The organism is Cytobacillus sp. EB106-05-05-XG126, assembly GCF_058791715.1.
On record NZ_JBYTDU010000015.1, the window covers coordinates 25,102 to 49,277 of the forward strand.

General features: G+C 45.0%; 19 protein-coding genes and 2 tRNA genes. 19 read left to right on the top strand and 2 right to left on the bottom strand.

Going from position 1 to position 24,176, the window contains the following annotated elements:
• Positions 1-373: 373 nt before the first annotated feature.
• The 11 genes from pth (at position 374) to AC3WTL_RS22135 (ending at position 12,494) form a co-directional block, all read left to right on the top strand.
• Positions 374-934, top strand: coding sequence for an aminoacyl-tRNA hydrolase (gene pth / locus AC3WTL_RS22085; protein ID WP_163145142.1), 561 nt, complete (start codon positions 374-376; stop codon positions 932-934).
• A gap of 129 nt (positions 935-1,063) precedes the next feature.
• Positions 1,064-1,294, top strand: a complete 231-nt coding sequence (gene fin, locus AC3WTL_RS22090) for an anti-sigma-F factor Fin (RefSeq protein ID WP_048009787.1) — start codon at positions 1,064-1,066, stop codon at positions 1,292-1,294.
• Positions 1,295-1,833: 539 nt separating this feature from the next.
• Positions 1,834-5,373 carry a transcription-repair coupling factor gene (gene mfd, locus AC3WTL_RS22095; RefSeq protein WP_457989657.1) on the top strand — a complete coding sequence of 1,180 codons (3,540 nt, stop codon included), beginning with the start codon at positions 1,834-1,836 and terminating at the stop codon, positions 5,371-5,373.
• A 528-nt stretch (positions 5,374-5,901) separates the two neighbouring features.
• Positions 5,902-6,438, top strand: coding sequence for a stage V sporulation protein T (gene spoVT, locus AC3WTL_RS22100; protein ID WP_009336655.1), 537 nt, complete (start codon positions 5,902-5,904; stop codon positions 6,436-6,438).
• Positions 6,439-6,594: 156 nt separating this feature from the next.
• The gene (locus tag AC3WTL_RS22105; protein ID WP_222501595.1) at positions 6,595-8,202 is read left to right on the top strand and encodes a putative polysaccharide biosynthesis protein; all 1,608 of its coding nucleotides are present in this window, start codon (positions 6,595-6,597) and stop codon (positions 8,200-8,202) included.
• A gap of 8 nt (positions 8,203-8,210) precedes the next feature.
• On the top strand, positions 8,211-9,665 hold the full coding sequence (gene yabN, locus AC3WTL_RS22110) for a bifunctional methyltransferase/pyrophosphohydrolase YabN (RefSeq protein ID WP_222501574.1): 1,455 nt from the start codon (positions 8,211-8,213) through the stop codon (positions 9,663-9,665).
• A gap of 17 nt (positions 9,666-9,682) precedes the next feature.
• Positions 9,683-9,949, top strand: coding sequence for an RNA-binding S4 domain-containing protein (locus AC3WTL_RS22115; RefSeq protein ID WP_035332980.1), 267 nt, complete (start codon positions 9,683-9,685; stop codon positions 9,947-9,949).
• 387 nt (positions 9,950-10,336) lie between these two features.
• On the top strand, positions 10,337-10,639 hold the full coding sequence (gene yabP, locus AC3WTL_RS22120) for a sporulation protein YabP (RefSeq protein ID WP_197249098.1): 303 nt from the start codon (positions 10,337-10,339) through the stop codon (positions 10,637-10,639).
• On the top strand, positions 10,636-11,268 hold the full coding sequence (gene yabQ / locus AC3WTL_RS22125) for a spore cortex biosynthesis protein YabQ (RefSeq protein ID WP_048009793.1): 633 nt from the start codon (positions 10,636-10,638) through the stop codon (positions 11,266-11,268). The genes yabP and yabQ overlap by 4 nt, the downstream gene beginning before the upstream one ends.
• Positions 11,269-11,283: 15 nt before the next feature.
• Positions 11,284-11,694 carry an FtsB family cell division protein gene (locus AC3WTL_RS22130; RefSeq protein ID WP_048009794.1) on the top strand — a complete coding sequence of 137 codons (411 nt, stop codon included), beginning with the start codon at positions 11,284-11,286 and terminating at the stop codon, positions 11,692-11,694.
• 344 nt (positions 11,695-12,038) lie between these two features.
• A complete protein-coding gene (locus AC3WTL_RS22135; protein WP_492370052.1) occupies positions 12,039-12,494 on the top strand; it encodes a S1 domain-containing RNA-binding protein in 456 nt (151 codons plus the stop codon).
• 125 nt (positions 12,495-12,619) lie between these two features.
• Here AC3WTL_RS22135 and AC3WTL_RS22140 read toward each other — a convergent pair.
• Together AC3WTL_RS22140 and AC3WTL_RS22145 are read right to left on the bottom strand one after the other, a co-directional pair.
• Positions 12,620-12,691: transfer RNA gene (locus AC3WTL_RS22140), tRNA-Glu, on the bottom strand.
• Positions 12,692-12,860: 169 nt separating this feature from the next.
• Positions 12,861-12,934 (bottom strand) — tRNA-Met (locus tag AC3WTL_RS22145).
• A 356-nt stretch (positions 12,935-13,290) separates the two neighbouring features.
• Here AC3WTL_RS22145 and spoIIE point away from each other — a divergent pair.
• From spoIIE to hslO, 8 genes are all read left to right on the top strand, one after another.
• A complete protein-coding gene (gene spoIIE / locus AC3WTL_RS22150; protein WP_492370053.1) occupies positions 13,291-15,771 on the top strand; it encodes a stage II sporulation protein E in 2,481 nt (826 codons plus the stop codon).
• A gap of 90 nt (positions 15,772-15,861) precedes the next feature.
• Complete coding sequence (locus AC3WTL_RS22155; protein ID WP_163145270.1) at positions 15,862-16,599, top strand: VWA domain-containing protein; 738 nt, start codon at positions 15,862-15,864, stop codon at positions 16,597-16,599.
• Positions 16,568-17,545 carry a serine/threonine protein kinase PrkT gene (gene prkT / locus AC3WTL_RS22160; protein ID WP_457990135.1) on the top strand — a complete coding sequence of 326 codons (978 nt, stop codon included), beginning with the start codon at positions 16,568-16,570 and terminating at the stop codon, positions 17,543-17,545. Before AC3WTL_RS22155 ends, prkT begins: the two co-directional genes overlap by 32 nt.
• Before the next feature lie 161 nt (positions 17,546-17,706).
• Positions 17,707-19,095: a tRNA lysidine(34) synthetase TilS gene (gene tilS / locus AC3WTL_RS22165; protein ID WP_197212396.1), complete on the top strand. Its 1,389-nt coding sequence runs from the start codon at positions 17,707-17,709 to the stop codon at positions 19,093-19,095.
• Between the two features lie 23 nt (positions 19,096-19,118).
• A complete protein-coding gene (gene hpt / locus AC3WTL_RS22170) occupies positions 19,119-19,664 on the top strand; it encodes a hypoxanthine phosphoribosyltransferase (RefSeq protein ID WP_175609168.1) in 546 nt (181 codons plus the stop codon).
• 142 nt (positions 19,665-19,806) lie between these two features.
• Complete coding sequence (gene ftsH, locus AC3WTL_RS22175) at positions 19,807-21,798, top strand: ATP-dependent zinc metalloprotease FtsH (RefSeq protein WP_048008786.1); 1,992 nt, start codon at positions 19,807-19,809, stop codon at positions 21,796-21,798.
• A 454-nt stretch (positions 21,799-22,252) separates the two neighbouring features.
• On the top strand, positions 22,253-23,032 hold the full coding sequence (locus AC3WTL_RS22180) for a type III pantothenate kinase (RefSeq protein ID WP_163145274.1): 780 nt from the start codon (positions 22,253-22,255) through the stop codon (positions 23,030-23,032).
• A gap of 157 nt (positions 23,033-23,189) precedes the next feature.
• Positions 23,190-24,068, top strand: a complete 879-nt coding sequence (hslO, locus tag AC3WTL_RS22185; protein WP_048008787.1) for an Hsp33 family molecular chaperone HslO — start codon at positions 23,190-23,192, stop codon at positions 24,066-24,068.
• Positions 24,069-24,176 lie beyond the last annotated feature (108 nt).

Here is a 24,176-nt window from a genome sequence, read left to right on the forward strand (position 1 = left end):
AAAGCAGGAAAAGAGTGGTTAGAGTCTGAACCTGGTTCAACTTCGGACACAAAAAGCAGGGAAAGAGTTGTCAGAGTCCGAACCTGGTTCAACTTCGGACACAAAAAGCAGAAAACCGCACGCATAGTCCGAACCCGTCCCAACTTCAGACACAGAAATCGGAAAAAGAGTTGTCAGAGTCCGAACCTTTCCCAACTTCGGACAGAGAGACCGAAAAAAGCGCGCGCAGAGTCCAAACCGGCATCATTCAAGCAGAATCTTCTTACCGAACCACACACTTTCTACTATAATAAAAAAAGAGAATAGATGAACTCAGCGCACACGCCAGGTAATTCACGGGTGCACTTGCGCTTTTCTAATATGGGGTGAGAAAATGAAGTTAATTGTAGGGCTGGGGAATCCCGGCAAGCAGTATGATAAAACCAGGCACAATATTGGCTTTGATGTGATTGATGTTTTATCCGACCGGCTGAATATCCCTCTGAATCAGGCCAAGCTGAAAGGCGTATTTGGCACAGGGTATGTGAATGGGGAAAAAGTCTTTTTGCTTAAGCCACTTACATATATGAATTTATCCGGAGAGTCCATCCGGGCAGTTATGGATTACTTCGAGATTAATGATGATGAACTTGTGGTCATCTATGATGATCTGGATCTTCCTGTGGGCAAGATCCGGCTCCGCCAAAAAGGGAGCGCAGGCGGCCACAATGGGATCAAGTCGACAATCGCACATCTGGGAACACAGGAATTTAACAGAATCCGAGTCGGGATCGACCGTCCGCCAAGCGGCATGAAGGTGCCGGACTATGTGCTCGGCCGATTCACGAAAGAAGAACAGGCCATCATGGACGAAACGGCTAAAAAGTGCGCAGAGGCCTGTGAGGAATGGTTCAGAAAACCGTTTTTACAGGTTATGAATGATTTTAATCAATAATCTTCATATTTTATTAATCTTTTCATAGAATAATGTATCTCACCTTTGGCGGCAGCGCGGATGCGTGAATAAGTTCCCTGCCCGGAGTCCATACTAGGATATATGGACAGTTTAACGGGAGGGACAGGCATGGCTATTCATTATCATTGCCGTCATTGCGGAACAAAGATTGGTTCAATAGAGAACAGCTCTGTTTACTCAGAGCAGCTTGGCTTCCATAAGCTAAACGATCAGGAACGCCAGGAGATGATCTCATATGACCAATCAGGAGATATGCATGTAAGAGCGATCTGTGAGGATTGCCAGGAATCACTTGAACGCAATCCGGATTATCATCAGCAGGACTTTATTATTCATTAACAAGCTTTGGAGGCAATCCAAAGCGTTTTTCTATTTCTGTTTTGAGGCATCATTAAATTTAATAGAAACCGTTCTATAGTTTCTTGTTGGATCCTTATTTTATTTAGTAAGATTAATGATAGGAAAATGGATTTTGCAGACTGTCAGTTTTCCGGTTCAATGGAGCCTGGAATGACATCTGCCTTTTGGCGGTTTTACTGCCGGAGCGCTTTTATAAAAGAAATGAAATTTTGCCTAGCTCAAGTGCCTGGCCCCTCGAGGATAACGGGGTAAGCAAGGCGCTTGCGCTTTTGAAAGATAAAGAAACTTTGAATATCTACCCCCTCGAGGAGTCGGGGGTGATCAAGGCGCTTGCGCTTTTCTAAAAAGATAAAAAAATATAACTTTTAACTTCGAGAACTGTCTAGCTTCAGCGCCTATCCCCTCGAGGTCACAAGCCAATCCTCTCAAAAAGGCAAAGAACGCCTTTCTGTGAGGCTCGTCTTGTGCTTGTCGGGGGTGGGCAAGGCGCTTACGCTTTTCTTATAGGAGGGGCTTTCATGTTTGGTCTTAAAGAGATTATTAGCCGGCAGGATGATGTAAGTTCCATCTTGTCTGGCATTGAAGAAGGACTGAGGGAGCAGATGCTTGCCGGTTTATCAGGATCGGCACGCACCTTGTTTTTGTCTTCCATATATGAGCAATCGGGAAGGCCGATGCTTGTTGTGACGCACAACCTTCTGCAGGCACAGAAGCTATATGATGATATCGTCAATCTGGCAGGAGAATCAGAAGTGTTTTTGTATCCTGCCAATGAATTGATCGCAGCTGAAATGGGGATTGCAAGTCCAGAGTTAAAGGCCCAGCGGATTGAGGCTTTAAATTATTGGAGTACACATAAGACAGGTATCATGATTGTCCCGATGGCTGGGCTAAGAAAAATTCTTCCGCCTCCAAACCACTGGACAAACTACCAGCTGTCTTTAAAAATAGGCGATGATTTGACTGATGATCAATTAAAAAAATTTGTTCAGATGGGCTATGTCCGTTCGGAGATGGTTTCTTCGCCAGGAGAATTCAGTGTCAGGGGCGGAATCATTGATATCTATCCACTGACTGAAGCGGATCCGGTAAGGATTGAGCTGTTTGATACGGAAGTGGATTCGATCCGGACATTTTCTTTGGAGGACCAGAGATCAAAAGAAAAGTTAACCGAGATTTCGATTGGACCTGCAACCGAAATTCCTCTTGATTCAGAGCACTTCCAGACCATAATTGAAAAACTGGAAAAAGGTTTGGGATCAAGCCTGAAAAAATTGAAAGACGATAAAGCGAAAACGCAGCTGGCCCAGAATGTTGGCTACGAATTAGAACAGCTGCGAATGGGGAACAAGCCTGAACAGCTTTTCAAATACCTTTCATTTGCCTTTGAGGAAGGAAGTAGTTTAGTAGACTATCTCCCTGCCAATGGCTTAATTTTCATTGATGAAATCAGCCGTGTTCAGGAAATGAACGACTCCCTGGATAAGGAAGAGGCTGAGTGGTATACAAGCCTTTTAGGTGAAGGCCAGATCATTCATGATGTGAAGGTGTCACACACGTTAAAAGAGTTTTTGCACCGCTCCAAGCATCCGATTACGTATATGTCGCTGTTCCTGAGACATGTACCGAATACCAACCCGCAAAACATCATTAATGTCACCTGCAAACAGATGCAGAATTTCCATGGACAGATGCATGTGCTGAAAAGCGAGCTGGACAGATGGAAAAAGGGCAGATATTCGGTCGTATTCCTGGGTCCTGATGAAGAGCGGATCAAAAAACTGCAAAGAGTGCTTGAAGACTACGAGATTGAAGCAGCATTTGTGAGTGAGAATGACCCGGTTTTAACAGGGAAAATCCAAATTACAGAGGGCAGTCTGCAGACCGGATTTGAGCTTCCAGGGCAAAAGCTGGCCGTTATTACGGAAGAAGAGCTTTTTAACAAACGCACGAAAAAGAAGGCCCGCAGGCAAAAGCTTTCAAATGCGGAAAGAATCAAAAGCTATTCCGAACTGAAGGTTGGGGACTATGTCGTTCACGTCAATCACGGGATCGGAAAGTACCTGGGGATTGAAACCCTTGAGATTAATGGAGTCCATAAAGATTATCTCCATATCCGCTACCAGGGCAGCGACAAGCTGTATGTGCCGGTGGAGCAGATTGATCTTGTCCAGAAATATGTCGGCTCCGAAGCAAAAGAGCCTAAAATTTACAAGCTGGGCGGAAACGACTGGAAGCGTGTTAAGAAGAAGGTTCAATCATCTGTTCAGGATATTGCGGATGATCTGATCAAGCTTTATGCAGAGCGAGAGGCATCAAAAGGCTATGCCTTCAATCCGGATGGGGATATGCAAAGAGAGTTTGAAGCGGCCTTCCCTTACCAGGAAACAGAGGACCAGATCCGCTCCATCCATGAAATTAAGAAGGATATGGAGAGGGAGCGCCCGATGGACCGCTTATTATGCGGAGATGTGGGCTATGGGAAAACAGAAGTGGCCATTCGTGCCGCCTTTAAGGCAATTGCAGATGGAAAGCAGGTTGCCATCCTCGTACCGACGACTATCCTTGCTCAGCAGCACTATGAAACAATGAGAGAACGATTCCAGGATTACCCGATCGAAATCGGGCTATTAAGCCGATTCAGAACAAAAAAGCAGCAGACCGAAACGCTAAAGGGCTTAAAGGCAGGGACTATTGACGTAGTTGTCGGCACACACCGGATTTTATCAAAGGATATCCAGTATAGAGATTTAGGCCTGCTCATTATTGATGAAGAGCAGCGCTTTGGTGTGACACATAAAGAAAAGATCAAGCAGCTTAAGACCAATGTAGATGTCCTTACTCTGACAGCCACGCCAATCCCGAGAACCCTTCATATGTCAATGCTTGGCGTCAGGGATCTTTCAGTTATTGAAACACCGCCTGAAAACCGATTCCCGGTTCAAACCTATGTGATGGAATACAATGGTGCACTGGTTCGTGAGGCCATTGAAAGGGAACTGGCGCGGGATGGACAGGTCTATTTTCTATATAACCGGGTGGAGGATATAGAACGAAAAGCCGAGGAAATATCCATGCTGGTTCCAGATGCAAGGGTAACATATGCCCATGGGAAAATGACGGAAAATGAGTTAGAATCTGTTATGTTAAGCTTCCTTGAAGGCGAGTCCGATGTTCTCGTCAGCACAACGATTATTGAAACAGGCGTTGATATTCCAAATGTCAACACGCTGATTGTCCATGATGCAGACAAAATGGGTCTGTCCCAGCTTTATCAGCTCAGGGGCCGGGTTGGCCGTTCCAACAGGGTTGCCTACGCGTATTTTACGTATCGAAAAGATAAAGTATTAACAGAAGTAGCCGAAAAGCGGCTTCAGGCCATCAAGGAATTTACGGAGCTCGGTTCAGGCTTCAAAATTGCCATGCGGGATTTATCCATCAGGGGCGCAGGCAATCTGCTTGGAGCTGAACAGCATGGATTTATCGACTCCGTCGGTTTTGATCTGTATTCGCAAATGCTGAAAGAAGCGATTGAAGAACGGAAAGATAAGCTGGATGGCATCGAAGAAAAGCCGGCTAAAATTGAAATCGATCTGGATGTTGATGCCTATATTCCTGATTTCTACTTGTCTGATGGCCATCAGAAAATTGAAATGTATAAGCGATTCCGCGGCATTTCCTCTCTTGAAGATGTAGAAGAGCTTCAGGATGAAATGATCGACCGTTTTGGCGAATATCCGGATGAGGTAGGCTACTTATTTCAGATTGCCGAAATGAAGGCTTATGGTGAAATGGCAGGAGTCGAGATAGTTAAGCAATCCAAACAAGAAGTGCTGATTCTTTTATCTGAAAAGGCCAGCGAACATATAGACGGACAGAAGATTTTCCAGATCACCAGCAAATACGGGCGGATGATCGGCCTGGGCATGGATGGAAAGAAGCTGAAAGCAGTCCTCCATATTAAAGGCGTCAAAACAAATGAATGGCTCAACATTGCCTACGAAGTGATTAAGGGAATGCAGGAAGCTAGGAAGGAACAAGAACATCCAACTGCGTAACTCTTGGACATCAATCTGTCAAAAAAATGAAATATTAGAAATGTTTATCTCGTTCTGACAAGGGTATTTTTAAACGAAGACCATTTGGAATGTTTATCCGGAAATGGAATGAATAACATCTACGAGAAAAAGTTTTTGTGCACGTATATAACTTTCCATATGAAAGATACTAAGTTCAAACATGGCGATGCATTCATTTTCTCCCAATTATGGATCATAGCCAGAAGAGGAAAGAGCAAGTGCTGGCGCTGAAGAGAATGTCTAGCTCCAGCGCCTAGCCCCTCGAGTCATAAGCCAAATCACTCCAGAAATCAGGACAAGGAAAGCTTCGGCAGCGATACATCGCCCGACCAAAGCGAGCTTTGGGAGGTTTCCTGCGTGATTCGTCTTATGCTTGTCGGACTGGCACAGGATGTGCTGGCATCTGCGTTCGCCACAGGACGTGGCGGTTTTTAGCAGATGTTCATACATCTTGATGGGCGCTTCCGCTTTTCTAAAAATCATCAGATGAAAGTGAGGCAACGTTGGATGAAAGCAACAGGTATAGTTCGTCGTATCGATGATTTGGGTCGTGTAGTCATTCCTAAAGAAATCCGCAGAACATTGCGTATTCGTGAGGGGGACCCGCTGGAGATTTTCGTAGATCGTGATGGAGAAGTCATCTTAAAGAAATATTCACCAATCAGTGAACTGAGCGATTTTGCAAAAGAATATGCAGAAGCATTATATGACAGCCTGGGAAATCCAGTGTTAATCTGTGACAGAGATACTTACATTGCTGTTGCAGGCGGTTCTAAAAAGGACTATTTAAACAAGAATATAAGCGATCTTGTTGAAAAAACAATGGAAGAACGCAGTTCAGTACTGGTAAACCAGTCAGGCGATATTTCACTGGTGGACGGGAACACTGAATCTTCCTCTGCTTATACAATTGGCCCTATCATTGCAAACGGCGACCCAATTGGTGCAGTTATCATTTTTGCAAAAGAAGATTCACTTGGCGATGTGGAACAAAAAGCAGTTGAAACAGCAGCAGGCTTCCTGGCCAGACAAATGGAATCATAAAAATGAATACTTAATGAAAGGGGTAGCGGAATGCTGCCTTTTTTCTTTGGCGTGTAAACTCAGTGCAAAGAAGCATCCGTGCACAACCGAAAAATCCCGCACAAAGCCCCAATATGCTATAATACTTTCGAATTCAATTGGAAGGAGATGGGCAACCTGAGGCCCGTTCAGACATCCGGCGATTTGTTTAGAGGTGCGTTTATCCTGACTGTCGCTGCCTTGATTACAAAAATTTTAAGCGCTATTTACCGGGTCCCCTTTCAGAATATTGTCGGGGATGTGGGGTTTTATATATATCAGCAGGTTTATCCGTTCTATGGAATCATCATTGTGTTATCTACATACGGGTTTCCGGTCATTATTTCTAAGCTTTATGCCGAACAGGCTGCTCTAAAGAAAGAGCAGGATATTCAAAATTTATTTGCCGTATCTGCCTTTGTTCTATTCATAATAGGTTTTATCGGGTTTTCCATCCTGTATTGGGGCTCGGACTGGCTGGCTGTCAGGATGGGCGATCCGCAGCTGGCAATTCTGCTAAGAGTGGTGGCAGCCGTGTTTCTTCTTTTTCCCATTCTGTCTCTCTTCCGGGGATATTTTCAAGGGAAAGGGGACATGGTTCCAACCGCGGTTTCCCAGGTAGGAGAACAGCTTATCAGGGTCGTTACGATCCTGCTTGCCGCTTATCTGCTGGTTAAGGGAGGAAATTCCCTCTACATGGTGGGAGGCGGGGCCATGTTCGGGGCTGTTACCGGCGGAGTCATCGCCGTCCTGATTTTAATTACTTTTTTTTATATAAAAGAAAGAAAAAGCCTGCCGTCCTCCATTTCAATTGATTTTAAACAAGGCGGCAAGCTGGCGAAAACGATTATCATACAGGGATTTGCCATCTGCATCAGCAGTCTGGTGCTTATTTTCATTCAGCTGGCAGATTCGTTTAATTTATACTCGCTCCTCTTGGCATCCGGAATTGAAGGGGAAGAGGCCAAGGCGCTAAAAGGCGTGTATGACCGCGGACAGCCGATTGTCCAGCTGGGCATTGTCGTGGCAACATCCATGTCCTTGTCGCTGGTGCCGCTCATTTCCAAAGAAAAAATGAAAAATCATCCCGCATTCCTTCATAGTAAAATCAGGCTTGCCCTTCAAATCGGCATTCTGGTCGGAGCTGCGGCAACCGTTGGGCTCTGGAATATCATAAAGCCTGCAAATATTATGCTGTTTGAAAACTCATCAGGATCGGATGTCCTGGCGATTCTCAGTCTGCTGATTTTGCTGAGCAGCCTGATCATCACCATTACCGGCATTTTACAGGGACTTGGGTTCATCTTTTTCCCGGCAGGAGCCATTCTGCTTGGATTTGCGGCAAAACTCATCCTGAATACGCTATTGGTGCCATCATACGGCACAATCGGTGCAGCGGTGGCCTCATGCATAGCCCTTACGGCCGTCCTCATGCTTCTTATAGGAAAGCTTCAGGTATACTTGAAAATTTCATTGATTTCACTGCGCTTTCTATTAGCGGCTGGATTCGCAGCACTAATAATGTCAGTTGTTCTGCAGCTGTACCTGCACGCGACAGCACTGCTGCCTATCCCGGAACCGGGCAGAACGTTTGCCGGATTCCAGGCATTAAGCGGCGTAGCGCTCGGAGGCTTTACGTATTTGTATATCATGTTTAAAGGCAATACTTTTAAAGAGGAAGAGCTTGCTTTGCTGCCTCTTGGAAGCAAACTCATGTTCTTGCTTCCCAAAAAGACTAGGAGATGAATCGCTTTATGAAAAAAATAACCATTCTCGGACTTGGAGCAGGAGATTTGAATCAGCTTCCTTTTGGTGTATATCGACAGCTTAAAAATACAGAGGCTCTTTACCTGCGGACTAAGGAGCACCCGGTTCTTCGTGATCTCGAACAAGAAGGGCTGACGTATCAGTCTTTTGATCATATTTATGAAAAGCATGAGCAGTTTGCAGAAGTATATGAGGAGATTTGTGAATTTCTCCTGAATGAAGCTCTTGCCAAAGAGATTACATATGGAGTTCCAGGGCATCCGCTTGTTGCGGAGCGTACGGTGCAGCTTCTCATAGAGCGGGCTCCGCAGAGAGGCATTGAGATTATCATTGGAGGAGGACAAAGCTTCCTGGATCCTCTATTTCAGTCATTGAAGATCGATCCGATCGAAGGTTTTCAGCTTCTGGATGGAACCGATCTGAAAAGGGATGAAATTCAGGTGGTACAGCACGTCATCATTGGACAGGTGTATGATCAGTTTATTGCGAGTGACGTCAAGCTGACATTGATGGAAAAACTGCCTTACGATTACGAGGTTTATATTGTAACAGCTGCCGGAAGCAGCGAAGAAGTGATCAAAAAGGTGCAGCTGCATGAATTGGATCATAATATGGAGCTGAATAACTTAACTTCCGTATATGTGCCCCCTGTAAAAGATGAGACTGTCCTTTATAAAGACTTTTCAAAGCTGCGCAGCATTATCGCTGAATTGCGCGGACCAAACGGCTGTCCATGGGATAAAAAGCAAACTCATGAATCACTAAAGAAATATTTAATCGAAGAAGCCTATGAGCTGATTGAAGCGATTGATAATGAAGATACCGAGCATATGACGGAAGAACTGGGCGATGTCCTTCTCCAGGTGATGCTTCATGCTCAAATCGGCGAGGATGAAGGCTATTTTGCCATTGATGATGTGATTGAAGGCCTTTCCGAAAAAATGGTCCGCCGCCATCCTCATGTCTTTGGCGATGTGCAGGCTGAAAATGAAGAAGATGTCCTGAAAAATTGGCAGAGCATTAAGCAGGAAGAAAAGGGTGACAAACAGGAATCCATGATGGATTCTGTCCCGAAATCATTCCCGAACTTAATGAGAGCGGCTGAAATTCAGAAGAAAGCAGCAAAAGTAGGCTTTGACTGGAAGGAAGTTGAGCCTGCCTGGGAGAAGGTAAAAGAAGAGATTGCCGAATTCGAAAAGGAAGCAGCGGACTCCAGCCCGGAGATGGAGCCGGAATTTGGCGATATCCTGTTCGCTCTTGTGAATATTGCACGTTTTTATAAAATGGATGCCGAAGACGCTGTGAGAAAAACAAATGAAAAGTTCATCCGCCGCTTTAAGTATGTGGAAGAGCGGGTAATGATGAGCGGCAGAAAATTTGAAGACTTTACGCTCGAACAGCTTGATGAATTCTGGAATGAGGCAAAATCAAAAGGCTATTAATAGAGGAGTGGCGTTACATGAGATTAGATAAATTTTTAAAAGTATCAAGACTTATCAAAAGAAGAACACTGGCAAAAGAGGTTTCTGATCAGGGAAGGATCACGATAAACGGACAGCAGGCCAAAGCAAGCTCCACTGTTAAAGTGGGAGATGAGCTTCAAGTCCGCTTCGGCCAGAAGCTGGTAACGGTTAAGGTGGAACGCCTGCAGGAAACGACCCGCAAGGAAGATGCGGCCGGCATGTACTCGATTGTGAAGGAAGAAAAAGTGGAATCGGAAGCATAAGACCTATGAGCTCCTGCTTTTCTTATAATATCAGAATTTATATCATTGAACTACGATAACTGTCTAGCTCCAGGCGCCATCGGCTCGAGGTCATAAGCTTGTCTTGTTTCGGCTCCTAGGGACTCGAGGTCATAAGCCGCTCCCTTACAGAAGGAAAAAACACCTTCTTACAGGGATCGTCTTATGCTAGTCGTCCCTGGGCAGTCGCCTCAACATTTCTTTCAATCCGTCTAAAAGGTTAAAGAACAACCTTTCAGCCGGCTCGTCTTATGCTTGTCGCCGATAGGCGGGCGCCTTGCGCTTTTCTTGTTGGCTTGTTCTATTTTAATCCCCCCATTCATAAACATGTACAAAAAGGTTGTACTATGTGATTGCGGGGGATGAATAATGAGTCAATATTATGAGGCAAATTCAAACAAAACCAATACTCAGGAACATGATGTCATTATGAGAGGCAGAAGGCTGATTGATATTACGGGTGTTAAACAGGTGGAAAGCTTTGATAATGAAGAGTTTTTGCTGGAGACGGTGATGGGGTTCCTTGCGATTAGAGGGCAGAATCTGCAGATGAAGAATCTGGATGTGGACAAGGGAATTGTTTCCATCAAAGGGAAGGTATTTGACCTTGTTTATATTGACGATCAGAATGGAGATAAAGCTAAAGGTTTCTTTAGCAAGTTGTTCCGATGACACTGACCACTCAATTTGTGACCATGCTGGCGATGATTGGCATGGGAAGTGTATTTGGGGCTGCCCTTGATACGTATAATCGTTTTCTGCAAAGGACTAAGCGGAAAAGCTGGCTTGTTTTCATTAATGATATTCTTTTTTGGATCGTACAGGGTCTGGCAATCTTCTATATTTTATTCCTGGTGAATAAGGGTGAACTGAGGTTTTATATTTTCATTGCTTTGCTGTGCGGGTTTGCCGCTTATCAAAGTTTATTTAAGAAAATGTATCTGCGGGTATTGGAGATATCCATCCGAATGGCGATCTCCATATACCGCTTTTTCGTGAAGACCTTAACTTTGCTCATTTATAAACCCATCCAGGGTCTGATTATGGCGTTAATTGCGATTGCCGTCATGCTTGGAAAAGGACTTTATTCCCTTTTAAAAGTTATACTTCGAGTCTTTTGGTTCATCTTGAAGATCGTTTTTCTGCCTGTCAAATGGATTTTGTCACTTTTATGGAAACTTTTGCCGAAAAAGATTAAAAAAACAGTCGAGAAGTTATATAATAAATTGGCAGGATATTTACAGCGGATAAAGAATTATGTTTTAAAATGGACAGCAAAGTGGAAAAAACCTAAAGAGTAAGGAGGGAGTGCGGAAGTGAGTGCCACCAAGAAGAAAAATGTAGCCAAAATGGAAACCAGCTATGTCAAACAGCAGGAAGCAGCAGAGATCAGTGCAGGCCGGAAGAAAAAGCTTTTATTTCGCAGATTAGCAGCATTTTTCACACTGGCAGCCGTCGTTTCATTTTTTATGATCACAACACTCGTTTCGCAGTCTGCTGCTCTGGAAGAAAAAGTGGAAGAGAAAACCAGGCTGGATCAGGAGCTTTCTGACCTGAAGAAAAAAGAAGTTATGCTCGAAGAAGAAATTGTTAAGCTGAATGATGATGAGTATATCGCGAAGCTTGCCCGCAAGGATTATTTCCTATCTGACAATAACGAAATCATCTTTAACCTCCCTGAAGAAGATGCGGAAAAAGAAAAGAAGAAAGAAAAAAAGGCCGACTGACGCTATATTGACACTCTTTTTTTGGTTTCTGTATAATATATAAAAAGTTTCACTTTATCGCAGTCTAACGGGCAGTAAGACCCCCACTTCAAGACTCTGAGGAATCAAAGGAGGATAAGTGGGGATCAAACTGCCCGTAAAGGCCCGATTGGTGAGATACAGTGAAACTTGCCGGCGCTAAGGCAGAGGCTTAGTTGAACCAATCGGGTTCGTAGTGTCGATTGATCGAAGCGATAGCGGAGATCTTAGCGACACTAGAACGCGACTAACAATCAGTGGGGGATAAGGAAAACCCCCACTGATTGAAGTTTCACTTTATATCTTTCAAGGAGGCAGTTTTTTTAATGTCAATCGAAGCAGGCAGCAAGTTAACAGGAAAGGTTACAGGCATTACAAATTTCGGAGCATTTGTGGAGCTGCCGGAAGGCTCAACCGGTCTGGTGCACATAAGTGAAGTCGCTGACAAATATGTAAAAGATATTAATGAGCACCTAAAAGTGGGTGACGTGGTTGAAGTAAAAGTCATTAATGTCGAAAAGGACGGCAAGATTGGATTATCCATTAAAAAGGCAAAAGACCGGCCTGAGCGTTCTGAAAGACCTGAAAGAGGAGACAGAAAAGAATTCAGAGCGAATTCCAATTCTGGCCGCCCTCGCCATAACCGATCAAATGACCATCGCCCTAAAGAAAACTTTGAAGCCAAAATGGCCCGTTTCCTGAAGGACAGCGAGGATCGTCTGTCATCGCTAAAACGCCATACTGAATCCAAACGCGGAGGAAGAGGAGCTAAGCGAGGCTAACTTGCTGCTGATCGATCTATATAGCAGGATGGAAAACAAGTCCGGCTGGGCTTGTTTTTTTGTGCTGTTTAACGCAAATTCAGCCATCAAAAAAACGCCAGCCTAAGGCTGACGCTCTTTTGAAATGACCCGTACGGGATTCGAACCCGTGTTACCGCCGTGAAAGGGCGGTGTCTTAACCGCTTGACCAACGGGCCAGGATAATAATAAATTTGGACAACGCGCTTCCGCATTTCATTTAGTCCAGCTTCAGCGCCTACCCCCTCGAGGTCACAAGCCGCTCCTCCCAAAAAGGTAAAGAACACCTTTCTGGGAGAATCGTCTTGTGCTGGTCGGGGGTGACCGAGGCGCTTCCGCATTCTTTGATAGCGGCGGAGGGGATCGAACCCCCGACCTCACGGGTATGAACCGTACGCTCTAGCCAGCTGAGCTACACCGCCAAATTTCAATAGATTACTAGATGTGCTCTGAAGCACAAGATTTATAATACAAATTTTTAAAAAGGAAGTCAATAAGATATTAAAAGAAATATGTCGTAAATCTCCCTTGCCTCTTCGTCAATTTCTTCCATGCTTCGCTTTTCGCAGAAAGCTGTTATTCCAACGGTTTGTTTACTTTTTTTGTCAGAACTAAGCTGAACCTCAGTAAGCTCCATTCTAAATCTTGTTATCTATCCCAATATATAGTGGAAAACCGTCGAACGAAAAGCCAGGGCTTGTCCGCTATTTTGACAAACTTCTGGAGCGCTTGATTTTATAATTGTCAGCAACGATAAAAATATGGGGAGTGTAGTTTAATGGAAAAGGTAGAAAGGAATGTAATGGAGCCGATCGGGGAAGTGCCCTTCAACAAACCGAAACTGGATATTGCCAAAGGCTTAAAAAAGCTCCAATCAGGGCTGGAGAATTTCTTTCTGAAAAAAGGCTATGTTCTGCTGATCATTGGCTTTTTGCTTGGAAGAGCCTTGATATTGGCGAAGCTTACCCCATTTAGCCTTCCGTTTTTTGCAGCGGTATATTTCATACGAAGAGATAAGGCGCCCCTGGCACTGGTGGGATTAATGGCTGGCGCCGCCACATTATCCATATCTAATGCGTTATCCGCTTTTGGAATTACCTTCATCTTTTTATTTGCATTCCGGGTCTCAAAGAAATGGCTGTCTAATGAAATCAGGGCACTGCCTTTTTATGTATTTTTCACTCTCTTGGCAGGCAAGCTCCTGGAGGCCTTCATTATGAAGGGCCAGCTGGCTTTATATGATGGCATGATGGCCGGTGTCGAATCAAGCCTTGGTTTCATCCTGACGCTTATTTTTCTGCAGGGATTGCCGCTTCTATCCATAAATAAACGCAGACAATCACTGAAAACCGAAGAAATCGTCTGCCTGATCATTATGCTGGCTTCTGTCATGACGGGAACGATCGGCTGGACGGTATATGATCTTTCGGTGGAGCATATTATGTCACGCTACCTGGTCCTGCTCTTCGCCTTTGTGGCAGGAGCTACAGTCGGTTCGACAGTCGGGGTGGTAACCGGACTGATCTTCTCCCTTGCGAATATATCGAGCTTTTATCATATGAGTCTGCTTGCTTTTGCGGGCCTTTTAGGCGGCCTTTTGAAAGAAGGCAGGAAGTTTGGTGTGGCATTCGGTCTTTTGGTTGCGACACTCCTGATGGGCATGTATGGAGAGGGCAGCGGAAACCTCATGAAAACTCTGTCAGAAACAGGTGCAGCCATTCTTTTGTTTTTACTAACCCCGCAGGCTTTAACGTTGAAATTGGCCAAGCACATCCCGGGAACACCTGAATATGCCGCAGAACAGCAGCAATATATGAGAAAAATGCGTGATGTGACGGCACAGCGTGTTGCCCAGTTTTCGAGCGTCTTTCAGGCTCTTTCCAAAAGCTTTTCCTCCCATGATGAACCGTCCCAATGGGAAGAAGACAGTGACAGGGAAGTGGATTATTTCTTAAGCAATGTAACGGAAAAAACCTGCCAGACCTGCTTTAAGAAGGATCACTGCTGGTCAAAGAACTTTAATACAACCTATGACTATATGATGGATATTATGCATGATGTGGACAACAACGAAGGTGCCCTTTCTCCAAAGCTTGCGAGGGATTGGGAAAAGTACTGCACAAGATCGAAAAAAGTGACAGAAGCCGTTCAGCAGGAGCTGACTTATTATAAAGCGAACCAAAGACTGAAGAAACAGGTTCAGGAAAGCAGGAGGCTGGTAGCCGACCAGCTTAAGGGTGTTTCGGAGGTGATGGGTGACTTTGCCAAGGAAATTCAGAGAGAGCGGGAAAATCATCATAAACAGGAAGAACAGATCCTTGAAGCGCTTCAGGAGTTTGGCATTCATATCGAGCAGGTGGAAATCTACAGCCTGGAGCAGGGAAATGTCGACATTGATATGACTATTCCCTACTGCCAGGGACATGGGGAATGTGAAAAGCTCATTGCACCGATGCTATCTGATATTTTGGGAGAAACGATATTAGTAAATTCAGAGGAATGTGCCGCGTTTCCGAATGGATACTGCCATGTCACATTCCGTTCAGCCAAGGCATTCGTGGTTGAAACAGGCGTGGCCCATGCTGCGAAGGACGGCGGCTTAGTGTCCGGGGACAGCTATTCCACCATCGAGCTGGGCTGCGGAAAGTATGCGATAGCCATCAGTGATGGAATGGGCAATGGGGAAAGGGCCCATGCAGAAAGCCAGGAGACACTTCAGCTATTGCAGAAAATTCTACAATCGGGCATTGAAGAGCAGGTTGCTATTAAATCCGTCAATTCCGTTCTATCTTTACGAACCACAGACGAAATTTTTTCCACCCTGGATCTGGCCATGATTGATCTGCAGAATGCTGACGCAAAATTTTTGAAAATTGGATCAACCCCAAGTTTCGTAAAACGAGGTCCTAAGGTCATGAAAATTCAGGCCAGCAACCTGCCGATGGGCATCATTCAGGAATTTGATGTCGATGTGGTCAGTGAGCAGCTCAAAGCCGGCGATTTATTGATCATGATGAGTGATGGCGTGTTTGAAGGGCCGAAGCATGTGGAGAATTTTGATTTGTGGATGAAGCGCAAGATTTCCGAGCTGAAGACGGATGATCCTCAGGAAGTGGCCGATCTGATTATGGAAGAGGTGATCAGGTCAAGGTCCGGAAATATAGAGGATGATATGACAGTGGTGGTCTCAAAGGTTAAGCATAATACACCGAAATGGACAAGCATCCCTGTACATGCCATCCGCCAAAAGGCCAACTGATTAATTTGCTCATCGAGACATGTTTATATGTATAAATCCCCTCCTTTCAGTCGAAAATGCTAACAACTCATATGTGGAGGGGAGTTTCAAATGAAAACAGGAACACTGAAGCAGATTTTACTGATTACGGATGGCTGTTCAAATCAGGGTGAAGATCCCATTGCCATGGCAGCTCTCGCCAAAGAGCAGGGAATAACCGTGAATGTCATCGGAGTCATGGAGCAGGATGTCATTGATGAACAGGGAATGAACGAAATTGAAGGAATCGCCATGTCAGGAGGCGGAGTCAGTCAGGTAGTCTACTCTCAGCAGCTTTCCCAGACGGTACAGATGGTGACGAGAAAAGCCATGACCCAGACACTTCAGGGAGTGGTCAATAAAGAGCTCCAGCAGATCCTGGGCGGCGCAAAAACGATGGAGGACCTCCCGCCTGACCAGCGCGGCGAAGTGATGGAGGTTGTGGATGAATTGGGTGAGACTGTCGAGCTTGAGGTGCTTGTCCTCGTGGATACCAGTGCAAGTATGAAACATAAGCTCCCGACCGTTAAGGAGGCCCTGCTGGATCTATCCTTGAGCCTGAATGCCCGCTCTGGTGATAACCGCTTTTCTGTATTCGTATTTCCCGGGAAAAAGAAAGATGTCGAAAAACTGCTGGATTGGACACCGAATCTTGAATCGCTGACCAGCATATTCTCGAAATTGACAACAGGCGGAATTACGCCAACAGGCCCGGCCATTCATGAGGCACTAAACCATTTCAAGAAAAAACGTTCATTAAGGAGTCTGCTTTCCCGTGATGATGAATCATTCTTTGAAGAGTCAGTGTAAAGTAAGCTCTGGTACTGTGATTGAAGGAAAGTGGCACCGCAGCCGATATACCATTATTAAGGAATTGGGGTATGGTGCTAATGGGATTGTGTATCTCGCCAAAAACCAAAATCAGCAGGTTGCTTTGAAAATGAGTGATAACGGGATGTCCATCACGTCCGAGGTGAACGTCCTTAAATCCTTTGCAAAGGTCCAAGGCTCTGCCCTCGGGCCTTCTTTGCTTGATGTCGATGATTGGGAACGAAGGAGCGGTAAGGTTTCATTCTATGTAATGGAATATATACAGGGTCCTGATTTGCTGACATTCATACAGCAAAAGGGGCCATCCTGGACCGGTGTTTTAATTGTACAGCTCCTGAACGATCTGGATGCATTGCATAAAGCGGGCTGGGTATTCGGTGATTTAAAGCCGGATAATCTGATCGTAACAGGCCCTCCATCGAAAATACGCACCATTGATGTGGGCGGTACCACCATTCAGGGCAGGGCAATAAAGGAATTCACCGAGTTTTATGATCGCGGCTACTGGGGGATGGGGACCAGAAAGGCTGATCCTGCTTATGATCTTTTTGCTGCAGCCATGGTATTAATCAATACGGCCTATCCTAAAAGATTTGCCAAGACAACTGGTGACCTTAAACAGCTCAAACAGATGGTCCGCCAAAAGAAAGAACTGCTGAAATACGAAGATGTTATCCTGAATGCTCTGCAGGGCCAGTATAGCTCAGCTGGTGAAATGAGAAATGATATGCTCCAGCTCACACGTGCAAACCCGGCGCAAAGGAGCAAGGTAAGCAGGAATCCCGGACAAACCGCCAGCACTCAGCCTGCCAGCAGGCAAATGCACAGGCAGAAAAAACAGAAAGGGAGCTTCTTTGAAACTCTGCTCATCACCCTTATTGTAACCGTGCTATATTTCTTATATATTTATGGGCAGCTGCTTTGAATTTGAAAGAAATGAAACTTTCTTTTCGGTGATCCGTATTATAAGCTTAATCCCTTTTGATATTTACCCTTTAAAAATGATATGCTTTTCTGTAGGAAGGATTATCCTGCCTTTTGCAGGGGTAGTAATAAATATATTTAAATTGGATAAGGAAGAAGCCTATGCTCGAAGAGAAAGTGAGTGCTTTCCTTAAGAAAAAGGGATTGGATTTAAAAAATAAGAAAATAGTAATCGGTGTATCAGGAGGGCCGGATTCCATCGCCCTGCTCCATTATTTTTGGAGCAGACAGCAGCAGTATCAGACAGAACTGATTGCCGCACATGTCGATCATATGTTCAGAGGTGAAGAATCGCTTCAGGACGCCATGTTTGTGAGGGATTACTGCAGGGACAAAGCTATTCCATTTGAAATGGAAAGAGTGAATGTGCCTGAGTATATGGAGAAGTCCGGGAAGAGTTCACAGACAGCTGCCAGGGATTGCCGCTACAGCTTCTATCAAAGAATAGCCGGGAAATATGGGGCAGACTATATAGCGCTTGGGCATCATGGTGATGATCAGGTTGAAACCATTTTAATGCGCCTCACAAGGGGAAGCGCAGGCAGCGCAAGAGCAGGTATCCCCGTTACGCGTCTGTTTGGTGATTATACGATCATCCGCCCGTTTCTGTGCTTGAATAGAGCGGAAATCGAAAGCTACTGCCTGAAAGAACACCTGAACCCCCGGCGGGATCCAAGCAATGAAAAAGGCATATACAGCCGGAACCGCTTCAGGCAGGAAGTGCTCCCATTCCTGAGAAAAGAAAATCCCCAGGTGCATGAGCATTTTCAAAAATTCAGTGAAGATTTGCAAAGTGATGAAGCATATCTGCAGGAATTAACCGTCCATAAAATGAATACAGTAATGAAAAAGAATGCCAATGAGGAAATTAGTGTGGATATCGATGCTTTTGAGGCAATGCCAATGCCTTTACAAAGGAGAGGGATTCAACTAATATTAAACTATCTTTATAAGGAAAGGCCGGCATCGTTATCGGCATCTCATATAGAGAGTATTTTTTCCTTAATGAAAAGTCCTCATCCATCGGGAAATTTAGATTTTCCAGGCGGTTTACATATTGTACGCTCCTACCGGCAATGCCACTTTTTATTCCCGAAGGAACCTGTACAATCCTATCGATATGAAATCTTCAAACCTGCAAGCATTAAACTCCCAAACGGCGGATCGATTATTCTTGAATATGCTGACTGTCCTGAAGGAAATCTAAACAATGAAACCCTGGTACTGGACAGGGAAGGTGAATATTTTCCAATCATCATCAGGACGAGAGAAAAGGGAGACCGCATGACGCTTAAAGGAATGCAGGGTTCCCGAAAGATTAAGGATATTTTCATCGATCATAAAATACCGCTGCATGATCGGAAAACCTGGCCAATCGTGACAGATGCACAAGGCAGGATTCTATGGGTGCCTGGTTTGAAGAAATCGCATGATGATAGGCAGCAGCAATTCTGCACCAGTTATATTATTTTAAAATACATAAAGCAATGATCTTCTAGGGGGCACAATAAATGATGAAAAATGATATTGAAAAAGTACTGATTTCGGAAGAGGAGCTGCAGGATAAGATTAAATCCCTTGCTGCTGAACTTACTGAAGAATACCAGGACCGATTCCCGCTTGCCATTGGGGTTTTAAAAGGGGCAATGCCATTCATGAGCGACCTTTTAAAGCGTGTGGATACATATCTTGAGATGGACTTCATGGATGTATCCAGCTATGGGAATTCAATGGTTTCTTCAGGAGAAGTGAAAATCCTGAAAGACCTTGATACTTCTGTTGAAGGCAGAGATATTCTGATCATTGAAGATATCATCGACAGCGGCTTGACACTCAGCTATCTGGTTGAGCTGTTCCGCTACAGAAAAGCGAAAAGCATTAAGATTGTAACACTGCTTGACAAGCCAACTGGAAGAAAGGCTGATATCAAAGCGGATTATGTAGGATTTATTGTTCCTGATGAGTTCGTAGTCGGCTATGGCCTTGATTATGCGGAAAAGTACCGCAACCTTCCATATATTGGAGTGCTTAAGCCGGAAGTATACAGCAATAACGATTAAGGAAATCCTAAGTATGATCTTGGATTAAAGCCCTTTACTGAAACAAGAATCACCCGGTTTTAAGAAGTCTAATTCCTTGTATTGGCACGATTTTCTATGATACTATACACTATAGTTTGTTTACCGTGGGAGGAGGTAAGGGATGAATCGGATCTTCCGGAATACCATCTTTTATTTATTAATATTTTTAGTCATTATTGGAGTTGTCAGCTTCTTTAACGGCAACAATGAACCAACGGAGCACATCTCTTATAATAAATTTGTTGATCACTTGGAAAGCGGCGATATTACGTCCATTTCCCTTCAGCCTGAGAGAGGTGTTTTTGAAGTACGGGGTCAGCTTGAGGGATATGAGGAAGGCAAATACTTCCTGACTTATATCATGAACAATGATAATATCCTTGACCGTGTCGATCAATTAGCCCAGACATCGGATGTCGATGTTATGCCGGCTAAGGAAACAAGCGGCTGGGTTACATTCTTTACGTCAATCATTCCTTTCATCATCATCTTCATACTATTCTTCTTCCTGCTGAACCAGGCGCAGGGCGGAGGCAGCCGTGTGATGAACTTCGGCAAAAGCAAAGCCAAGCTGTATGATGAAAGCAAAAAGAAAGTGCGCTTTAAAGATGTTGCAGGCGCCGATGAAGAAAAGCAGGAGCTTGTTGAGGTCGTTGAGTTCCTTAAAGACCCGCGCAAGTTTGCTGAATTGGGAGCAAGAATTCCTAAAGGGGTTCTTCTTGTAGGACCTCCGGGAACAGGTAAAACCTTGCTTGCACGGGCAGCTGCCGGTGAAGCGGGCGTTCCGTTCTTCTCTATAAGCGGTTCTGATTTCGTTGAAATGTTCGTCGGTGTGGGTGCTTCCCGTGTCCGCGACTTATTCGAAAATGCGAAAAAGAACGCGCCTTGTATTATTTTTATCGATGAAATTGATGCTGTAGGGCGCCAGCGTGGTGCCGGCCTAGGCGGCGGACATGATGAACGCGAGCAGACCCTTAACCAGCTTCTCGTTGAAATGGATGGATTTGGAGCAAACGAAGGAATTATCATCGTTGCTGCCACTAATCGTCCGGATATTCTTGACCCGGCATTATTGCGTCCGGGACGTTTTGACAGACAGATTACAGTTGACCGCCCGGATGTAACAGGTCGTGAAGCTGTACTTAAAGTACACGCACGCAATAAACCTCTTGATGAGAGTGTCAACCTAAAGGCTATTGCACAGCGTACACCTGGTTTCTCAGGAGCAGACTTAGAAAACTTATTGAATGAGGCGGCCCTTGTCGCAGCCCGTCGAAATAAGAAAAAGATAGACATGACAGATTTAGATGAAGCATCAGACCGTGTAATTGCTGGTCCCGCTAAGAAAAGCCGTGTTATTTCTAAGAAGGAAAGAAACATCGTTGCTTTCCATGAAGCAGGTCATACAGTCATCGGTTTAGTGCTTGATGAAGCAGAAATGGTTCATAAGGTTACAATCGTGCCGCGCGGCCAGGCCGGAGGATATGCAGTAATGCTTCCGAAAGAAGACCGCTACTTCCAGACGAAGCCTGAGCTTCTCGACAAAATTGTCGGATTGCTTGGCGGACGTGTGGCTGAAGAAATCGTCTTCGGTGAAGTAAGCACAGGTGCCCATAATGACTTCCAGCGTGCGACAGGCATTGCCCGCCGCATGGTAACCGAATTCGGAATGAGCGACAAGCTTGGACCATTGCAGTTCGGACAGTCTCAGGGCGGCCAGGTATTCCTTGGACGTGACTTCCATAATGAACAGAACTATTCAGATGCAATCGCATATGAAATCGATCTTGAGATTCAGCGCATTATCAAGGAATCATATGAAAGAGCAAGAAAGCTCTTAACAGAAAACCGAGATAAGCTGAATCTGATCGCAAATACATTGCTTGAAGTTGAAACGCTTGATGCGGAACAAATCAAGCACTTATCAGACCACGGCAGACTGCCTGACCGTTCAGCAACTTCCATTTCAACGGATGAAGATGTGAAAGTAAACATCAGCATCAAGAAAGAGGATCCTGCTGAAACAGGCGAAATCCCTGAAACAAGGGAAGGCTCAAGCCCCGCAGAAGCGGATGTGCCACCTGCCATCGACGAAGAACGCAAAGACAAATAATAATCGAAAAGCGCCTCTAGGGGCGCTTTTTTTTTGCCGGAAAACATCAATTCCAAGACCCCCGGAATTTTCGATTACACGAAACAACAGCAGTTGTGATATGATGTTTTCAGTGAAAAAATAAGGCTGTATTCGTAAGGTTTATTGTTATTTGGGCATGTAACTTAATTAGACCTCTGAGTTGATTGGAGCGGAAGGCACTTGATCCTCGAAAATGCTGACGCATTTCCTTCGTGCGGTGTTCAATCGAGGAAGCCTATTCAATGTCCTGCGGGAGGAGAGGGAAGTGTGAGACCCCGCAGGCGAAGCCGAGGAGGCTCGCATTCCTCCCCGCGGGTTCGCTGCGTGCCTGGAGCGGAGATGAACGGGCTGAGTTCATAGGCAAAAAACAATAATCTTTGAAAAAGAGCCAAAAATAAAACTTCATTTAAATAATCATAAAGTGGTGAGAATGTTGATCTTTGTTTTCGACGTAGGGAATACGAATATCGTTCTGGGTGTCTATGACCAAGATGAATTAAAGCATCATTGGCGAATTGAAACCAACCGGAATAAAACAGAAGATGAATATGGAATGATTGTGAAGTCTCTGTTTGAGCATGAGAATCTTTCCTTTTCAGATATAGATGGCATTATCATTTCCTCAGTGGTGCCGCCAATCATGTTTTCGCTTGAAAGAATGTGCCAGAAATATTTCCATGTGAAGCCTCTTGTTGTAGGTCCTGGCATCAAGACAGGCTTAAACATCAAGTATGATAACCCGAGAGAAGTGGGGGCAGACCGCATCGTCAATGCTATAGCGGCCATTCATGAATATGGAAGCCCGTTAGTTATTGTCGATTTTGGGACAGCCACTACCTATTGCTATATCAATGAAAATAAACAATATATGGGCGGCGCCATTGCCCCGGGAATCGGGATTTCAACAGAGGCTCTTTATTCCCGTGCAGCGAAGCTTCCACGAATAGAAATTGCCCGTCCTGATCATATTGTCGGCAAAAATACAGTATCTGCCATGCAGGCGGGAATTCTTTATGGTTACGTCGGCCAGGTGGAAGGTATAGTAAAAAGAATGAAAGATCAGGCAGATGAAAAGCCGACTGTCATTGCCACGGGAGGCCTTGCGGGGCTCATCGCTCAAGAGTCGGATATCATCGATGTTGTGGATCCATTTTTAACTTTAAAGGGCCTGCAGATTATTTATAAACGAAATATGGAGAACATAAAAAAATAGTAAGATTAAAAAGCTGCTGCCAATAAAGCAGTTTCTCTGAAAGATAACAAGGATTTAAACTTTGAACTTCGAAAATTGTCTAGCGCAAGCAGCCTGCCCCCCTGAGGGTATTGGGGGTGGGCAAGGCGCTTGCGCTTTTCGTGGAAAGGAGCAAAAAATGAGCGATTATCTAGTAAAAGCACTTGCATATGATGGACAAGTCCGTGCCTATGCATCCCGCACTACCGAAACAGTTGGAGAGGGCCAGCGCAGACATTATACATGGCCAACCGCGTCAGCTGCTTTAGGAAGAGCCATGACGGCAGGCGTGATGATGGGTGCCATGCTGAAGGGCGATAACAAACTGACGATCAAAATCGAAGGCGGCGGCCCAATTGGGGCCATTCTGGTAGACAGCAATGCAAATGGAGAGGTTCGAGGATATGTAACAAACCCGCAGACGCACTTCGACCTTAATGAGCAGGGCAAGCTTGACGTGCGCCGTGCGGTCGGCACTGAAGGGACCCTGACGGTCGTGAAGGACATTGGAATGAGAGAACACTTCACAGGACAGGTCCCGCTGGTTTCGGGAGAACTTGGGGAAGATTTCACTTATTACTTCGTTACTTCTGAACAGGTTCCTTCATCCGTTGGAGTGGGGGTTCTCGTTAATCCTGATAACTCTATTCTTGCTGCTGGAGGATTCATTCTTCAGCTTATGCCGGGAACAGATGAAGAGACGATTACTTTAATTGAGAACAGACTGAAAGAAATCCCGCCTGTATCCAAATTGATTCAGCAGGGCTTAACGCCTGAAGAGCTATTGGAAACGATTCTTGGCAAAGATAATGTGAAGTTCCTCGAGAAGCTTCCAGTATCCTTCACTTGCACATGTTCAAAAGAGCGTTTTGCCAATGCGATTATCAGCCTCGGTGAAGACGAAATCCAGCAGATGATCGATGAAGACGGCCAGGCTGAAGCTTCCTGCCACTTCTGCAACGAGAAATATCATTATACAAAAGAAGAACTGGAAGAATTAAAAAACGAAGTAAAGTGATAAAATAAGCGTTTGCCGGTCTCCTAAAGGTCTGCCCTTTAGGCCGGGGCCAAACGCTTTTGTTTTTGAACTTAGAGAAATGTCCAGCTTCAGTGCCTGCCTCCTCGA

Bases quoted from the DNA above. Each gene is read 5' to 3' on its own strand.
- fin (WP_048009787.1), top strand. From the start codon at position 1,064: ATGGCTATTCATTATCATTGCCGTCATTGCGGAACAAAGATTGGTTCA.
- spoIIE (WP_492370053.1), top strand. From the start codon at position 13,291: ATGGAAAAGGTAGAAAGGAATGTAATGGAGCCGATCGGGGAAGTGCCC.
- AC3WTL_RS22135 (WP_492370052.1), top strand. From the start codon at position 12,039: ATGTCAATCGAAGCAGGCAGCAAGTTAACAGGAAAGGTTACAGGCATT.
- yabQ (WP_048009793.1), top strand. From the start codon at position 10,636: ATGACACTGACCACTCAATTTGTGACCATGCTGGCGATGATTGGCATG.
- hpt (WP_175609168.1), top strand. From the start codon at position 19,119: ATGAAAAATGATATTGAAAAAGTACTGATTTCGGAAGAGGAGCTGCAG.
- pth (WP_163145142.1), top strand. From the start codon at position 374: ATGAAGTTAATTGTAGGGCTGGGGAATCCCGGCAAGCAGTATGATAAA.
- mfd (WP_457989657.1), top strand. From the start codon at position 1,834: ATGTTTGGTCTTAAAGAGATTATTAGCCGGCAGGATGATGTAAGTTCC.
- yabP (WP_197249098.1), top strand. From the start codon at position 10,337: ATGAGTCAATATTATGAGGCAAATTCAAACAAAACCAATACTCAGGAA.
- prkT (WP_457990135.1), top strand. From the start codon at position 16,568: ATGATGAATCATTCTTTGAAGAGTCAGTGTAAAGTAAGCTCTGGTACT.
- AC3WTL_RS22115 (WP_035332980.1), top strand. From the start codon at position 9,683: ATGAGATTAGATAAATTTTTAAAAGTATCAAGACTTATCAAAAGAAGA.
- yabN (WP_222501574.1), top strand. From the start codon at position 8,211: ATGAAAAAAATAACCATTCTCGGACTTGGAGCAGGAGATTTGAATCAG.
- ftsH (WP_048008786.1), top strand. From the start codon at position 19,807: ATGAATCGGATCTTCCGGAATACCATCTTTTATTTATTAATATTTTTA.
- spoVT (WP_009336655.1), top strand. From the start codon at position 5,902: ATGAAAGCAACAGGTATAGTTCGTCGTATCGATGATTTGGGTCGTGTA.
- tilS (WP_197212396.1), top strand. From the start codon at position 17,707: ATGCTCGAAGAGAAAGTGAGTGCTTTCCTTAAGAAAAAGGGATTGGAT.
- AC3WTL_RS22155 (WP_163145270.1), top strand. From the start codon at position 15,862: ATGAAAACAGGAACACTGAAGCAGATTTTACTGATTACGGATGGCTGT.
- hslO (WP_048008787.1), top strand. From the start codon at position 23,190: ATGAGCGATTATCTAGTAAAAGCACTTGCATATGATGGACAAGTCCGT.